Below are 13,688 nucleotides of genomic sequence, written 5' to 3'. Positions count from 1 at the left end.
TTGGCTGAGCAACGCATCGGCCAGAACACGGAAGTCACTTTGCATTTCGCATTGCGCCTGGAGAATGGCGACACGGTCGACAGCACGTTCGACAAAGCGCCGGCGACCTTCAAGGTCGGCGACGGCAACCTGCTGCCGGGTTTTGAAGCGGCCCTGTTCGGCTTCAAGGCCGGTGACAAGCGCACCCTGCAGATCCTGCCGGAAAACGCCTTTGGCCAGCCCAACCCGCAGAACGTGCAGATCATCCCGCGTTCGCAGTTCCAGGACATGGACCTGTCGGAGGGCCTGCTGGTGATCTTCAACGATGCGGCGAATACCGAATTGCCCGGTGTGGTCAAAACCTTCGATGACGCGCAAGTGACCATCGACTTCAACCACCCGTTGGCCGGTAAAACCTTGACGTTTGACGTTGAAATCATCGACGTTAAAGCGCTCTGATCACCGAAACCGGCTCCTGTGAGAGCAGGCTTGTGTGGGAGCTGGCTTGCCTGCGATAGCATCACCCCGGTGTAGCTGATACACCGGGTCGTTCGCATCGCAGGCAAGCCAGCTCCCACAAGATCCAATTTCTTGCCGAGCAAGACACGAGGCACAGCATGCAAATCAAACTCGCCAACCCCCGTGGCTTCTGCGCCGGCGTGGACCGGGCGATCGAAATCGTCAATCGCGCCCTGGAAGTCTTCGGGCCGCCGATTTATGTACGCCATGAAGTCGTCCACAACAAGTTCGTGGTCGAAGACCTGCGTGCGCGTGGCGCCATCTTTGTCGAAGAACTGGATCAGGTGCCGGACGACGTGATCGTCATCTTCAGCGCCCACGGGGTTTCCCAGGCAGTGCGTACCGAAGCGGCAGGCCGTGGCCTGAAAGTCTTCGACGCCACCTGCCCGCTGGTCACCAAAGTGCATATCGAAGTCGCACGCTATAGCCGCGACGGCCGCGAGTGCATCCTCATCGGCCATGCCGGCCACCCGGAAGTCGAAGGCACCATGGGCCAGTACGACGCCAGCAACGGCGGCGCGATCTACCTGGTGGAAGACGAAAAAGACGTCGCCAACCTGCAGGTACACAACCCCGAGCGCTTGGCGTTCGTGACCCAGACCACGTTGTCCATGGACGACACCAGTCGCGTGATCGACGCGCTGCGCAGCCGTTTCCCGGCCATCGGTGGGCCGCGCAAGGACGACATCTGCTATGCCACCCAAAACCGCCAGGATGCCGTCAAGCAGTTGGCTGATGAGTGCGATGTGGTGCTGGTGGTTGGTAGCCCCAACAGTTCCAACTCCAACCGCCTGCGCGAGTTGGCTGAACGCATGGCGACACCGGCGTACCTGATTGACGGTGCCGAAGACATGCAACGCAGCTGGTTCGATGGCGTTGAGCGTATCGGCATCACGGCGGGCGCTTCGGCCCCTGAAGTGCTGGTGCGTGGTGTTATCCAGCAGTTGCACGCCTGGGGTGCTACCGGCGCCGATGAGCTGGCCGGGCGTGAAGAGAACATCACCTTCTCCATGCCCAAGGAGCTGCGTGTTCGCTCGCTGCTTTGAGTGCCAGGGTGCCGGAGTAGCTCCGGCACAGCGCCTGCTCGGCTCTGTCGCTGCGCAGGCTGATACGCCCGCTCGGCGCCAGCACGATTTGATACAGGCTTTGCGCTTGGTCCGCGCACACATGCACCGTGCCGGCCCGAAACCCCCCGCCTGAAAATACCGGTTCGCCCAACCCGCTGAAGCGCACCAGGCTCTTCACCGGCCCGTTGCCCACCATTGCAACGCGCCCGCTGTCCTGGCGCTCCAGCAGCACGGGATTGTTATCGTCCAACTGGCCGCGCCCGCTTACATCCAGTATTACCCGCCAACCCTGACTCCAGTCATCGTCCAGCGCCTGAATGACTACGCCCCGGTTGTGTGCGATCGCTTGCGTGCGTGCATAACGCAGCCCATTTGCCAGCGATTGGGCGGCGTTTTGTCGTTGATGGGATTCCAGCAAACTCTTGAAGTTGGGCACTGCCAGGTGCGCCAGGACGCCACTCAGGACCAGCCCGATGAGCAGTTCAATCAAAGTGAAACCACGTTGTTGCATGGACCGTCCCTCCGTGGACGCGGTTGAGCGTATGGGTGCAGTCCTAGGTATAGCGCCTCGGTAACGGCGCTGGATGATGGCCTTTATGTCCAAAGTATTACCCTTTGTTCCGGGAGCAGCGCGGGCCGAAAACCGGCGTTAGTCTTGGGCCGCACAGCAGGGTTTACCTGCTTTTTTCGGCCCTCGACACGGATGACGACGGTAATGCTTGCCTGCCTGAACACTTGTTTCCCCCCTGTATTGCCTAGGGCCCAGACCGGTATGACGCTGATCGAAGTGCTGGTGGCGGTGCTGATTCTCGCCATCGGCCTGCTGGGCGCGGCGGTGATTCAGCTCAATGCCCTCAAGTACACCGACAGCTCAAGGATGACCAGCCAGGCCAGTTTCATTGCCTACGACATGCTCGACCGGATTCGCGCCAATTCCGGCGCCGACTACACATGGCGTCGAAGTGCGCGTGCCCCGGCCAGCAGTCTCGGCGCCAGCGTGCGTGACCTCGACCTGCATGATTTCGAAGCCAATATTCGTGGCTTTGCCGGGGAGAGTGCCGACGGTTCGGTGGTGATCAGCGCGGAGGAGGTGACTGTCAGCATCAGCTGGGATGATCAGCGTGGCACGAATGCTGCGGGCGCCCGGGAAACGTTCACCCTCACCAGCCGCATCAGTGACGAGCAAGGGGAGGTGCAATGAGAGGTTTCAGCCTGATCGAGTTACTGCTGGCCCTGGCCGTCGGGCTGGTGCTGGTACTGGGCGCCAGCCAGGTGGCGATCAGCTCGCGGATGACCCACGCCAGCCAGCAGGCGGCGATGCTGCTTCAGGATGATGCGCGGTTTGCCTTGGGCAAGTTGATTCAGGATATACGCCAGGCGGGCATGTTTGGCTGTTTGGCCACGGCCTTTATCGAGAACGCCCCGCCGGCCTTTGATCGGCCTGTCGCGTGGAATGCCGGGGGCGGCTCCAGGTCGCTGACGCTTATCACACCTGACCCTGGCGGCGGCAAGCCTGACTGGACAGTGCTGTCGGACTGCACAAGTACCGCCCATGCCTACACCGCAAATTCCCCGGTACCGGCGCCTGGCCAGACCCGGTTTGCAATACGCCAGCTCACCTACACCTTCGAGGCGGGCCAGTTAAAGGTCAGCACGCCGGCAGCGCCGGCCAAGGCGGTGCTGGTCGATAACGTGCAGAGTTTTGACATCAGCTTCGGCGTGGCCGCCACGCCTGCATCGACGCGGGTGGCGCGCTACGACGCAAGCCCGGCCGACGCGTCGTTGATACGCAGTGTGCGCATCCGGATGACGCTGCAAGACCCCACAGGCCGGGTAAAAGACCAAACCTACAGCGTCGTGGCGGCGCTGCGAAACCGGCTGGGGTAGGGCGAGCATGCAGCGTTGCGAAGGTTTGTATGCGCGGCAGGCGGGCATGGCCCTACTGATCAGCCTGGTGTTTCTGCTGTTGTTATCGCTGGTCGGCTTGTCGTCGATGCAAGGGGCTGTGACGCAACAAAAGGTCGCCGCCAGCCTGTGGCATCGCAACCAGTCATTTCAACAGGCTGAAAGTGGCGTGAGGCTGGGCGAGGCGAGGGTAACGCAGGGCGCTGCGGCGTTGCCGTTGTGCCGGTCGATTGCCAGCTGTGCGCCGCCGGGGGAGGCGTTGTCGGTGATGGGCGCCGGGTTCAACCCGGTCTCGGGTGTGACTTGGGTTGCCCTGAAAGGCGGTCTTTACGGTGTGCAATCTCTGGGGCTTGGCGTGGGGCTCGCACATTTGCCGCCGCAAACCCCGGCCGCGGTGTATCGGGTGACGGCTGTGGGGCTGAGCGGCCAATCGCGCACGGTGCTGGAGAGCGTATTTGCGCGGGTAGAAGACGAGGGCGGCTCGCGGTTTCGACGAGTGATGTGGCGGCAACTTCAATAAGGAGCAATAAAATGGGCATGGATAGCTGGGGCTTTAGCCTGATCGAGTTACTGATCGCGGTAGTGATCACCGCGTTGCTGGCCGGGATCGCTTACCCCGGGTATACCGGGCATATGAAAAAGGCGTATCGCGCACAAATTGTCGCCCTGTTGAGTGAGCAGGCTCAGCATCTGGAGCGCTTTTATATGAAGAACGGGACTTTTATTGACGCAAGCGGCGTCAGTTCCGGCAATGATCGCTATAGAATCACCGCTGCATTGAACCCTCAGGACTTCCACTTGGTGGCCACGCCGGTCCTTGACTCGGTGATGGCGGGCGACCCTTGCGGCGAGTTCAGCCTGACCAGCACCGGTGCGCGGGCCAACCCTGGCGCGGCGCCGCACATGTCGCGTCAGACGTGCTGGGGGCAGTGATGCAGATGCTGGATGATTGGGCGCCCGGTGCGCTTGTCCCTATTTATCGGCTGGATCGAATGATGGCTAAGCAACAGCAGGTGGTGATTGTCGGTGGCGGAGTCATCGGCTTGTTGACGGCGTACAACCTGGCGACCCAAGGGCAGGCGGTAGTGTTGCTGGAGCGGTCAGGGCTGGGACAGGAATCTTCCTGGGCGGGCGGTGGCATTGTTTCGCCCCTGTACCCATGGCGCTATAGCCCGGCAGTCACAGCGCTGGCTCACTGGTCCCAGGATTTTTACCCGCAATTGGCGGAGCGCTTGTTTGCTGCCACGGGCATCGACCCCGAGGTTCACACCACAGGTTTGTACTGGCTGGACCTGGATGATGAGACCGAGGCCCTGGCTTGGGCGGCCCGTGAAGGTCGGCCCTTGAGCAAAGTGGATGTATCCGCCGCCCATGATGCCGCCCCGGTGTTGGGCAGCGGGTATTCCCAGGCGATCTATATGGCCAACGTGGCCAATGTGCGTAACCCGCGCCTGGTCAAATCCCTCAAGGCGGCGCTATTGGCGTTTCCCGATGTGACGATTCACGAGCAGTGCGAGGTCCTCGGGTTTGTGCTGGATGGCGCCAGCGTAGTCGGCGTAAACACGGCGGCTGGTCCGATCCTCGGGGATCAGGTGGTACTGGCGGCCGGGGCGTGGAGCGGTGAGCTGCTTGGCACGCTGGGCTTGGCGTTGCCGGTGGAGCCGGTCAAGGGGCAGATGATTCTGTACAAATGCGCCTCGGACTTCCTGTCGAGCATGGTTCTGGCCAAGGGGCGTTATGCGATTCCACGGCGTGACGGGCACATCCTGATCGGTAGCACTCTGGAGCATGAAGGCTTCGACAAGACGCCGACTGAAACCGCGCTGGAAAGCCTCAAGGCTTCGGCGGTCGAGCTGATTCCCGCACTGGCGGATGCAGAGGTGGTGGGGCATTGGGCCGGTTTGCGCCCCGGCTCACCCGAAGGTATTCCCTATATTGGTGAGGTGTCGGGGTTCAAGGGGTTGTGGCTCAACTGTGGGCATTACCGCAACGGCCTGGTGCTCGCGCCGGCATCCTGCCAATTGTTTACCGACTTGTTGCTCAAGCGTGCGCCGATTATTGACCCGGCACCTTATGCGCCCGCCGGTCGGCTCAACGCTGGATAGACTTCGGCCCTTGTTCCAGATGCGCCTGGGTGCAATACCACTCCTGGCGTGAGTTGAGTGCGCGATCCTGCGGCAAGTGCACGCCGCAGTGGGCGCAGCGCACCATCATGGCTGCGCCGGGCTCGCTGGCACGTTGCTGTTTAGCGGCCGGGCTTTTGAATTTGCGCCAAAACCATACCGCGGCAGCAATGACGGCAATCCAGAACAGTAGACGAACCATGATAGGTAGTTTCTCGACAGGGAATGCGCCAGTTTAGCCAAGGACGTGGCAGGCGCACAGAGCAATAATGCTGGCCCATAAAAAAGGGAGCCCCGAGGGGCTCCTTTTGCGTCGCGCCGACTGATCAGTCGAACACGCCGAAGGTCATGTAGCTGAACCACGAACGGTCCTGGTTGTTGCCCAGGGCCTGCGGTTCTTCCTCTTCGATCACGTCGCCGTTCTCGTCGTGAGGCTTGAGTTCCGAAGGAATGGCTTCCTTGGCGTCCTGGTACTGCTTGATCACGTCCTGGTTGGCGCGGGTTTCGCCCGGCGGCAGCGGTGGACGGGACTCGATCAGGCCCAGGGTGTATTTGCTCAGCCACGAACGGTTGTCTGCCTCGGCCACCTGAGGCACGAACTGGCCGTCCTTCAGGCTTGGGTGGTCCGGGTAGTTGAGTTTCAGGGTTTCCAGGCTGGTGTTGGCCAGCTCGTCCAGGTGCAGACGCTGGTAAGCCTCGGTCATCACTGCCAGGCCGTCACCCACCGAAGGGGTTTCCTGGAAGTTTTCCACTACATAACGACCACGGTTGGCGGCGGCGACGTACGCCTGACGGGTCAGGTAATAGTGCGCCACGTGGATCTCGTAGGAGGCCAGCAGGTTGCGCAGGTAGATCATGCGCTGCTTGGCGTCCGGCGCGTAGCGGCTGTTGGGGTAGCGGCTGGTCAACTGGGCGAACTCGTTGTAGGAGTCGCGGGCAGCGCCCGGGTCACGCTTGGTCATGTCCAGCGGCAGGAAGCGCGCCAGCAGGCCAACATCCTGGTCGAACGAAGTCAGGCCCTTCATGTAGTAGGCGTAGTCGACGTTCGGGTGCTGCGGGTGCAGGCGGATAAAACGCTCTGCGGCAGACTTGGCAGCCTCAGGCTCGGCGTTCTTGTAGTTGGCGTAGATCAGCTCGAGCTGGGCCTGGTCGGCGTAACGCCCGAACGGATAGCGCGACTCCAGTGCCTTCAGCTTCGCTGTGGCGCTGGTGTAGCTATTGTTGTCCAGGTCTTTCTGAGCCAGTTGGTACAACTCGACTTCGCTCAGGTTTTCGTCGACGACTTCCTTTGTTGACGAGCAAGCAGCAGTCATGGCGAGGATGGCGATCAGCAGCAGGTGTTTCACTTGCATGGCGGCTTGCGTCCCTATGACGGCCGCTGTCTTGGGCGGGGCCGTCCTGTTATGATGAGCGCCCCGTTGAAAGCCTCGGGGCAAAAGACGCCGTATTTAACCACAAGCGCGCAGCCGAAACCAAAGGCTGTGCCACGCCTAGTCTGAGCATGTCCGATAAAATTGAACTTCGCGCAGAGGTGCCGTCCGAATTGGGCGGCCAACGCCTCGATCAAGTCGCCGCACAATTATTCGCTGAGCACTCGCGCTCGCGCCTTTCCGCCTGGATCAAAGACGGCCGCCTGACTGTGGATGGAGCGGTTATCCGCCCGCGAGACATAGTGCATGGCGGTGCGATTCTTGAGCTGACTGCCGAGCAGGAAGCCCAGGGAGAATGGGTCGCCCAGGACATCGAGCTGGATATCGTCTACGAGGACGATGACATCCTGGTCATCAACAAACCCGCAGGTCTGGTGGTTCACCCGGCCGCCGGGCACGCTGATGGCACCTTGCTCAATGCCCTGCTGCACCACGTGCCGGACATCATCAATGTCCCGCGCTGCGGCATCGTGCACCGCCTGGACAAAGACACCACCGGCTTGATGGTGGTAGCCAAGACCATTCAGGCGCAGACGCAGTTGGTCACACAATTGCAGAGCCGCAGCGTCAGCCGGATCTACGAATGCATCGTGATCGGTGTGGTAGTGGCGGGTGGCAAGATCAACGCGCCGATCGGTCGCCATGGCCAGCAGCGCCAGCGTATGGCGGTGATGGAGGGCGGCAAGCAGGCCGTCAGCCACTACCGTGTGTTGGAGCGTTTCCGCTCCCACACCCACGTGCGGGTCAAGCTGGAAACCGGTCGTACTCACCAGATTCGTGTGCACATGGCCCACATCAACTTCCCGTTGGTCGGCGATCCGGCCTACGGTGGTCGCTTCCGTATTCCTCCGGCGGCGAGCCAGACCATGGTCGAATCCTTGAAATCCTTCCCGCGCCAGGCACTGCATGCACGCTTCCTGGAGCTGGACCATCCGACGAGCGGTAAGCGGATGAGCTGGGAATCGCCTCTGCCGGACGATCTGGTCTGGTTGTTGTCGCTGCTCAAGCAGGATCGCGAGGCGTTTATCGGATGAGTGACTGGCTGATTCCTGACTGGCCTGCGCCGGCTCGGGTCAAGGCCTGCGTCACCACCCGTGCGGGCGGCGTCAGTCTGGCGCCGTTCGACAGCCTGAATCTGGGTGATCATGTCGAGGACAGCCTGGAGGCGGTCCTTGAAAATCGCCGTCGTCTTACCGATGCCTTTGATATTCAGCCTGCGTGGCTGCGCCAGGTTCACGGCACAACCGTGGTCGAGGCTGACCCGTCGCATACCGCTGAAGCCGATGGCAGTTGGACCAGCACGCCCGGTGTCGCCTGCACCTCGATGACCGCCGATTGCCTGCCCGCGTTGTTCTGCAACCGTGCCGGCACTCGCGTGGCCGCGGCCCATGCCGGATGGCGTGGGCTGGCGGCGGGCGTGCTGGAAGCAGCCTTTGAGAGCCTGGAGGCTGAGCCTGCCGATGTACTGGTCTGGCTGGGCCCCGCAATCGGCCCGCAAGCCTTTGAAGTCGGGCCGGAAGTGCGTGAAGCCTTTATGCAGCAGTTGCCGGTTACTGCCGAGGCCTTTGTGCCGAGCCGCAACCCCGGCAAGTTCATGGCTGACATCTACCAGCTGGCGCGCCTGCGTCTGGCCGCACGCGGCATCACCGCCGTATATGGCGGCGGTTTCTGCACCGTGACCGACCCTCGTTTCTTTTCCTACCGCCGCAGCCCTCGCACCGGTCGGTTTGCCTCCCTTATCTGGCTTGAGCGCTAGACTCTTCTGATCTGCGTCAACGCTCTGTAGCTTGAATCTCCCAGAATCGACCGCATCTATAGGGGTATCTGGCAGGTTTCTTCATTCAGGAAGTGTGTTTATAGCTCCGGCCTGCTCAAAAGGAAGGTGACTAATGCGTATTGATCGTTTAACCAGCAAATTGCAGTTGGCTTTATCGGACTCCCAGTCCCTGGCGGTGGGCCTCGACCACCCGGCCATCGAGCCTGCGCACTTGATGCAGGCACTTCTGGATCAGCAAGGTGGTTCTATCAAGCCCTTGTTGATGCAGGTGGGCTTTGACGTTAACAGCCTGCGCAAGGAGTTGAGCAAAGAGCTCGACCAACTGCCGAAAATCCAAAATCCTACCGGCGACGTGAATATGTCGCAGGACCTGGCACGCCTGCTCAACCAGGCCGATCGCCTGGCCCAGCAGAAAGGTGATCAGTTCATCTCCAGCGAACTGGTGCTGCTCGCCGCGATGGACGACAACAGCAAGCTTGGCAAATTGTTGCTGGGCCAGGGCGTGAGCAAGAAAGCCCTGGAAAACGCCATCAACAACCTGCGTGGCGGCGAGGCGGTGAATGACCCCAACCATGAGGAGTCGCGCCAGGCCCTGGATAAATACACGGTCGACCTGACCAAGCGCGCCGAAGAAGGCAAGCTTGATCCGGTGATCGGCCGTGACGATGAGATTCGTCGCACCATCCAGGTCCTGCAGCGCCGTACCAAGAACAACCCGGTGCTGATCGGTGAGCCAGGTGTGGGTAAAACCGCGATTGCCGAGGGGCTGGCCCAGCGCATCATTAATGGTGAAGTGCCAGACGGCCTTAAAGGCAAGCGCCTGCTGTCGTTGGACATGGGGTCGTTGATCGCCGGTGCCAAGTTCCGTGGCGAGTTCGAAGAACGCCTCAAATCCCTGCTCAACGAGCTGTCTAAGCAGGAAGGGCAGATCATTCTGTTTATCGACGAACTGCACACCATGGTCGGCGCCGGTAAAGGCGAAGGCTCGATGGACGCTGGCAACATGCTCAAGCCGGCATTGGCGCGGGGTGAGCTGCATTGCGTCGGCGCGACCACGCTCAACGAGTATCGCCAGTACATCGAGAAGGACGCGGCCCTTGAGCGGCGTTTCCAGAAAGTGCTGGTGGAAGAGCCGAGCGAAGAAGACACCATCGCGATCCTGCGCGGCCTGAAAGAGCGTTATGAGGTCCACCACAAGGTGGCGATCACCGACGGTGCGATCATTGCGGCGGCCAAATTGAGCCATCGCTATATCACCGACCGTCAGCTGCCGGACAAGGCCATCGACCTGATCGATGAAGCGGCCAGCCGTATTCGCATGGAAATCGACTCCAAGCCGGAAGTGCTCGACCGCCTGGATCGGCGCCTGATTCAACTGAAAGTCGAATCCCAGGCCCTGAAAAAGGAAGAGGACGACGCGGCGAAGAAACGCCTGGAAAAACTTCAGGAAGAAATCGTGCGTCTGGAACGCGAGTATTCGGACCTCGAAGAAATCTGGACCTCGGAAAAAGCCGAAGTGCAGGGCTCGGCGCAGATCCAGCAAAAGATCGAGCAGTCCCGTCAGGAGCTGGAAGCCGCGCGCCGTAAAGGCGACCTGAACCGCATGGCCGAGTTGCAGTACGGGGTGATCCCCGATCTGGAGCGCAGCCTGCAGATGGTCGACCAGCACGGCAAGGCTGAAAACCAGTTGCTGCGCAGCAAGGTGACTGAGGAAGAAATTGCCGAAGTGGTTTCCAAGTGGACCGGCATTCCGGTGTCGAAAATGCTCGAAGGCGAGCGCGACAAGCTGCTGAAAATGGAAAGCCTGTTGCACCAGCGCGTCATCGGCCAGGAAGAGGCCGTGGTCGCGGTGTCCAACGCGGTCCGGCGTTCGCGGGCCGGCTTGTCCGACCCGAACCGTCCGAGCGGCTCGTTCATGTTCCTTGGCCCGACCGGCGTGGGCAAGACTGAGCTGTGCAAGGCCCTGGCCGAGTTCCTCTTTGATACTGAAGAAGCGATGGTGCGGATTGATATGTCCGAGTTCATGGAAAAACACTCGGTGGCGCGTCTGATCGGCGCTCCACCAGGCTATGTGGGCTACGAGGAGGGCGGTTACCTGACCGAAGCCGTGCGGCGTAAGCCTTACTCGGTGATCCTGCTGGATGAGGTCGAGAAGGCCCATCCGGATGTGTTCAACATCCTGCTGCAGGTACTGGAAGATGGCCGTCTGACTGACAGTCACGGGCGTACCGTGGATTTTCGCAACACGGTGATCGTGATGACCTCCAACCTGGGCTCGGCGCAGATCCAGGAACTGGTGGGTGATCGTGAGGCGCAGCGCGCTGCGGTAATGGATGCGCTGACCTCGCACTTCCGCCCGGAATTTATCAACCGGGTCGATGAAGTGGTGATCTTCGAGCCTTTGGCGCGGGATCAGATCGCGGGCATTACCGAGATCCAGTTGGGCCGCCTGCGTGGTCGTCTGGCGGAGCGCGAGCTGTCGCTGGAGCTGAGCCGCGAGGCGTTGGACAAGTTGATCGCGGTCGGTTACGACCCGGTGTATGGCGCACGGCCGTTGAAACGTGCGATCCAGCGCTGGATCGAGAACCCGCTGGCGCAGTTGATCCTGTCGGGCAGCTTCATGCCGGGCACCAGCGTTACGGCAAGCGTGGAAAACGACGAAATCGTCTTCCACTGAGCCCCGCCGCTACGGCAATAAGAGAAGGCCTCGCATTGCGGGGCCTTTTTTTTCGATAGGGCGTTGAACTGTAAGGCAAAGGCTTGTAAAGTGCGCCCCGCAGCAACGTCAGCCCACGGGTTTCTTCTCCCCAAGAAGAAATCAGAAACAAGCGCAAATCATTGTCTTAAAAGCAATTTAAAGGGTTGACAGGGGTTTTTAAGATTGTAGAATAGCGCGCCTCAGACACATGAACGTAGCGATACGGACAAGTCGAAGAGAAGGTAGTAAGCAGTAAAAGTTGTACATTTGAAATATGTAGTTCCGTGATAGCTCAGTCGGTAGAGCAAATGACTGTTAATCATTGGGTCCCAGGTTCGAGTCCTGGTCACGGAGCCAATTTCAAAACCGGGGTATAGCGCAGTCCGGTAGCGCGCCTGCTTTGGGAGCAGGATGTCAGGAGTTCGAATCCCCTTACCCCGACCATATTTGGGTCGTTAGCTCAGTTGGTAGAGCAGTTGGCTTTTAACCAATTGGTCGTAGGTTCGAATCCCACACGACCCACCATTTTTTGAGACCAGTTAACGCTGGAATCGAATCTTAAGATCAGAGGCCAAAAGCGCTGATCGAAGAAGGCGACTGAGAGGTCGCCTTTTTTTTACCGGGGTATAGCGCAGTCCGGTAGCGCGCCTGCTTTGGGAGCAGGATGTCAGGAGTTCGAATCCCCTTACCCCGACCATATTAAAAATCCTCGTATCGAAAGATACGGGGATTTTTTTTGCCTTCTGAAAACCTCAAATACGACGCAAAAAATGTGGGAGCAGGCTTGCCTGCGATAGCGGTCTGTCAGCCAACATGGTTGCTGCTGATCCACTGCTATCGCGGGCAAGCCCGCTCCCACACTGTTTCGTGTGGTTAGTGCAGCTTGAGCCTGGGCTCGGTGCCACGCCCGATCTTGCTGCCCAGCATCAGCATCGCCGTGCGGAAGAAGCCATACAGCGCCATCTGGTGCATGCGGTACAGCGACACATAGAACATCCGCGCCAACCAGCCCTCGAGCATCACGCTACCGGTGAGGTTGCCCATCAAGTTACCCACAGCCGAGAAGCGCGACAGCGAAATCAGCGAGCCATAGTCGGTGTACTTGTAGGAGGGCAAGTCCTTGCCTTCGATCCGCAGTTTCAGCGACTTCGCCAGCAACGAAGCTTGCTGGTGAGCGGCCTGGGCACGCGGTGGTACGTTGCGGTCGGTGCCGGGTTGCGGGCAGGCGGCGCAGTCACCGAAGGCGAAGATGTTTTCGTCACGGGTGGTTTGCAGCGTCGGCAGTACTTGCAGTTGGTTGATGCGGTTGGTTTCCAGGCCGTCGATGTCCTTGAGGAACCCCGGTGCGCGAATACCGGCCGCCCATACCTTGAGGCTGGCTGGAATCACCTGGCCGCTGCTGGTGATCAGGGCGTCGACGGTTACTTCGCTGACGGCTGAGTTGGTCAGCACGGTCACCCCGAGTTTCTCCAGGGTTTTATGCACAGGCCCGCCGATGCGCTCGGGCAGGGCAGGCAAGACGCGTGGGCCGGCTTCGATCAGGGTGATGTGCATGTTTTCCGGCTTGATGCGGTCCAGGCCATACGCCGCCAGCTCATGGGCCGCGTTGTGCAGCTCGGCGGCCAGCTCAACGCCGGTGGCGCCGGCGCCAACGATGGCGACGCTGATCTGCTCAATGGTGTCGGTCTGCCCGGCATGGGCGCGCAGGTAGTGGTTGAGCAACTGTTGGTGGAAGCGTTCGGCCTGTTTGCGGGTGTCGAGGAACAGGCAGTGCTGCGCCGCGCCCTCGGTGCCAAAATCGTTGGTGGTGCTGCCGACCGCGATCACCAGGCTGTCATAGCCCAGCACGCGTGCAGGCACCAGTTCACGGCCTTCTTCGTCGAGGGTGGCGGCCAGCTGGATTTTCTTCTGCTCGCGGTCGAGCCCACTCATGCGCCCCAGTTGGAACTCGAAGTGGTTCCATTTGGCCTGGGCGACGTAATTGAGTTCGTCTTCTGAAGAGTTCAGCGAGCCAGCAGCCACTTCGTGCAGCAGTGGCTTCCAGATATGGGTCAGGTTGGCGTCCACCAGCGTGATGCTGGCGGTGCCGCGCTTGCCCAGAGTCTTACCCAGGCGGGTAGCCAACTCCAGGCCGCCGGCGCCGCCGCCGACGATAATAATACGATGGGTCATGGGGATATCTCGCAAGGC

14 protein-coding genes and 4 tRNA genes are annotated in these 13,688 nt (G+C 60.6%); 14 read left to right on the top strand and 4 right to left on the bottom strand.

Annotated features, from left to right (window positions below; translation table 11 throughout):
• The gene (gene fkpB, locus LRS56_22450) at positions 1–438 is read left to right on the top strand and encodes an FKBP-type peptidyl-prolyl cis-trans isomerase (GenBank protein WDU65799.1); all 438 of its coding nucleotides are present in this window, start codon (positions 1–3) and stop codon (positions 436–438) included.
• Between the two features lie 158 nt (positions 439–596).
• A complete protein-coding gene (gene ispH, locus LRS56_22445; GenBank protein ID WDU61551.1) occupies positions 597–1,544 on the top strand; it encodes a 4-hydroxy-3-methylbut-2-enyl diphosphate reductase in 948 nt (315 codons plus the stop codon).
• Here the strand turns inward: ispH and LRS56_22440 are convergent.
• Entirely contained in the window at positions 1,498–2,076 is a 579-nt protein-coding gene (locus tag LRS56_22440) for a GspH/FimT family pseudopilin (protein WDU61550.1), read from the bottom strand. The genes ispH and LRS56_22440 overlap by 47 nt on opposite strands.
• A 204-nt stretch (positions 2,077–2,280) precedes the next feature.
• Between LRS56_22440 and pilV the strand changes: the two genes are divergently transcribed.
• From pilV to thiO, 5 genes are all read left to right on the top strand, one after another.
• The gene (gene pilV / locus LRS56_22435; protein ID WDU61549.1) at positions 2,281–2,766 is read left to right on the top strand and encodes a type IV pilus modification protein PilV; all 486 of its coding nucleotides are present in this window, start codon (positions 2,281–2,283) and stop codon (positions 2,764–2,766) included.
• Positions 2,763–3,452 (top strand): prepilin-type N-terminal cleavage/methylation domain-containing protein, encoded by a 690-nt coding sequence (locus tag LRS56_22430; protein WDU61548.1) that lies wholly within the window; start codon positions 2,763–2,765, stop codon positions 3,450–3,452. The genes pilV and LRS56_22430 overlap by 4 nt, the downstream gene beginning before the upstream one ends.
• A 7-nt stretch (positions 3,453–3,459) precedes the next feature.
• Positions 3,460–3,990, top strand: coding sequence for a PilX N-terminal domain-containing pilus assembly protein (locus tag LRS56_22425; GenBank protein ID WDU61547.1), 531 nt, complete (start codon positions 3,460–3,462; stop codon positions 3,988–3,990).
• 11 nt (positions 3,991–4,001) lie between these two features.
• Positions 4,002–4,403 (top strand): prepilin-type N-terminal cleavage/methylation domain-containing protein, encoded by a 402-nt coding sequence (locus LRS56_22420; GenBank protein ID WDU61546.1) that lies wholly within the window; start codon positions 4,002–4,004, stop codon positions 4,401–4,403.
• Positions 4,404–4,465: 62 nt separating this feature from the next.
• Entirely contained in the window at positions 4,466–5,575 is a 1,110-nt protein-coding gene (gene thiO / locus LRS56_22415; protein ID WDU61545.1) for a glycine oxidase ThiO, read from the top strand.
• Here the strand turns inward: thiO and LRS56_22410 are convergent.
• Entirely contained in the window at positions 5,562–5,795 is a 234-nt protein-coding gene (locus tag LRS56_22410) for a PP0621 family protein (GenBank protein ID WDU61544.1), read from the bottom strand. The two genes, thiO and LRS56_22410, sit on opposite strands and share 14 nt — an antisense overlap.
• A gap of 124 nt (positions 5,796–5,919) precedes the next feature.
• A complete protein-coding gene (locus LRS56_22405) occupies positions 5,920–6,945 on the bottom strand; it encodes an outer membrane protein assembly factor BamD (GenBank protein ID WDU61543.1) in 1,026 nt (341 codons plus the stop codon).
• Between the two features lie 149 nt (positions 6,946–7,094).
• On the opposite strand from LRS56_22405, the gene rluD reads away from it, so the two are divergent.
• The 7 genes from rluD (at position 7,095) to LRS56_22370 (ending at position 12,195) form a co-directional block, all read left to right on the top strand.
• Positions 7,095–8,057 (top strand): 23S rRNA pseudouridine(1911/1915/1917) synthase RluD, encoded by a 963-nt coding sequence (gene rluD / locus LRS56_22400; GenBank protein ID WDU61542.1) that lies wholly within the window; start codon positions 7,095–7,097, stop codon positions 8,055–8,057.
• On the top strand, positions 8,054–8,779 hold the full coding sequence (pgeF, locus tag LRS56_22395) for a peptidoglycan editing factor PgeF (GenBank protein WDU61541.1): 726 nt from the start codon (positions 8,054–8,056) through the stop codon (positions 8,777–8,779). The genes rluD and pgeF overlap by 4 nt, the downstream gene beginning before the upstream one ends.
• Positions 8,780–8,912: 133 nt before the next feature.
• Positions 8,913–11,477, top strand: coding sequence for an ATP-dependent chaperone ClpB (clpB, locus tag LRS56_22390; protein WDU61540.1), 2,565 nt, complete (start codon positions 8,913–8,915; stop codon positions 11,475–11,477).
• A 302-nt stretch (positions 11,478–11,779) separates the two neighbouring features.
• Positions 11,780–11,855: transfer RNA gene (locus tag LRS56_22385), tRNA-Asn, on the top strand.
• 10 nt (positions 11,856–11,865) lie between these two features.
• A tRNA-Pro gene (locus tag LRS56_22380) sits at positions 11,866–11,942 on the top strand.
• 5 nt (positions 11,943–11,947) lie between these two features.
• Positions 11,948–12,023: transfer RNA gene (locus LRS56_22375), tRNA-Lys, on the top strand.
• A 95-nt stretch (positions 12,024–12,118) separates the two neighbouring features.
• A tRNA-Pro gene (locus LRS56_22370) sits at positions 12,119–12,195 on the top strand.
• Between the two features lie 176 nt (positions 12,196–12,371).
• Here the strand turns inward: LRS56_22370 and LRS56_22365 are convergent.
• The gene (locus LRS56_22365; protein ID WDU61539.1) at positions 12,372–13,670 is read right to left on the bottom strand and encodes an NAD(P)/FAD-dependent oxidoreductase; all 1,299 of its coding nucleotides are present in this window, start codon (positions 13,668–13,670) and stop codon (positions 12,372–12,374) included.
• Positions 13,671–13,688: the final 18 nt, after the last annotated feature.

The sequence above is a fragment of the Pseudomonas poae genome (genome assembly GCA_028869255.1).
GTDB lineage: Bacteria > Pseudomonadota > Gammaproteobacteria > Pseudomonadales > Pseudomonadaceae > Aquipseudomonas > Aquipseudomonas poae_C.
The sequence above is the reverse complement of the archived record's forward strand: the minus strand, read 5'-3'. Positions and strand labels throughout refer to the sequence as shown.

Excerpts from the sequence above, each read along its gene's own strand:
- LRS56_22410 (WDU61544.1), bottom strand. The coding sequence starts at position 5,795 with ATGGTTCGTCTACTGTTCTGGATTGCCGTCATTGCTGCCGCGGTATGG.
- thiO (WDU61545.1), top strand. The coding sequence starts at position 4,466 with ATGGCTAAGCAACAGCAGGTGGTGATTGTCGGTGGCGGAGTCATCGGC.
- rluD (WDU61542.1), top strand. The coding sequence starts at position 7,095 with ATGTCCGATAAAATTGAACTTCGCGCAGAGGTGCCGTCCGAATTGGGC.
- ispH (WDU61551.1), top strand. The coding sequence starts at position 597 with ATGCAAATCAAACTCGCCAACCCCCGTGGCTTCTGCGCCGGCGTGGAC.
- LRS56_22420 (WDU61546.1), top strand. The coding sequence starts at position 4,002 with ATGGGCATGGATAGCTGGGGCTTTAGCCTGATCGAGTTACTGATCGCG.
- LRS56_22430 (WDU61548.1), top strand. The coding sequence starts at position 2,763 with ATGAGAGGTTTCAGCCTGATCGAGTTACTGCTGGCCCTGGCCGTCGGG.
- pilV (WDU61549.1), top strand. The coding sequence starts at position 2,281 with ATGCTTGCCTGCCTGAACACTTGTTTCCCCCCTGTATTGCCTAGGGCC.
- LRS56_22425 (WDU61547.1), top strand. The coding sequence starts at position 3,460 with ATGCAGCGTTGCGAAGGTTTGTATGCGCGGCAGGCGGGCATGGCCCTA.
- LRS56_22405 (WDU61543.1), bottom strand. The coding sequence starts at position 6,945 with ATGCAAGTGAAACACCTGCTGCTGATCGCCATCCTCGCCATGACTGCT.
- LRS56_22365 (WDU61539.1), bottom strand. The coding sequence starts at position 13,670 with ATGACCCATCGTATTATTATCGTCGGCGGCGGCGCCGGCGGCCTGGAG.
- pgeF (WDU61541.1), top strand. The coding sequence starts at position 8,054 with ATGAGTGACTGGCTGATTCCTGACTGGCCTGCGCCGGCTCGGGTCAAG.
- clpB (WDU61540.1), top strand. The coding sequence starts at position 8,913 with ATGCGTATTGATCGTTTAACCAGCAAATTGCAGTTGGCTTTATCGGAC.
- LRS56_22440 (WDU61550.1), bottom strand. The coding sequence starts at position 2,076 with ATGCAACAACGTGGTTTCACTTTGATTGAACTGCTCATCGGGCTGGTC.